The sequence below is a fragment of the Arthrobacter humicola genome (assembly GCF_022803015.1).
GTDB classification, from domain to species: domain Bacteria; phylum Actinomycetota; class Actinomycetes; order Actinomycetales; family Micrococcaceae; genus Arthrobacter; species Arthrobacter humicola_A.
On sequence record NZ_JAFKON010000034.1, the window covers coordinates 1 to 514 of the forward strand.

At 71.6% G+C, this 514-nt stretch carries 1 protein-coding gene; it reads right to left on the bottom strand.

Going from position 1 to position 514, the window contains the following annotated elements; translation table 11 throughout:
- Nucleotides 1-514, bottom strand: a 514-nt coding sequence (locus ARTB_RS21330) for a transposase (protein WP_243182277.1), incomplete at both ends; no start/stop codon positions are given.

Consider the following 514-nt stretch of genomic DNA (forward strand, 5'->3'; position numbering starts at 1 on the left):
CGTAGGGCCACGTTGCCTTCCCTGCTGATGGATCCGTCGCGTCGTTTGCCTGCCGATTCGTACTGGGTGGGGGACAGACCCGATGCCCGGTAGATCTGTGACGGCCCGGGCCAGCGGTGCGGGTCGCTCAGGGCGCCGCCGTAGTTGCCGGCGCGGACCACGCCCCAGCCCGGGGTGGTGGTGAGCGTTGCGAAGGGGCTCAGCGGCAGCAGCCGGGCGAGTTCGGCCTCGGATGCGTCGATCTGTGTGCTGAGTTCCGCCAGAAGGGCCAGATCGGCGGCCAGAACGCGTCGGGCCACCGGTGCGTCCACCGTGGTCAGCGCGTCGCGGGCGGCATCCACAAGCCGTTCGGCCAGCGGCTGGCGCACCTGGAGCCCCCGGGCGGCCGCGAACCGGATGAACCGGGCGGTGCCCAGCGCGGCGAGCCGCTTCGGGTCGGCGAATTCAGCAGCGATGAGCCTTCCCACTTTGGTGCCGAGCACGTCCGGCAGGACCAGCGTCAGCCCGGGGAAGG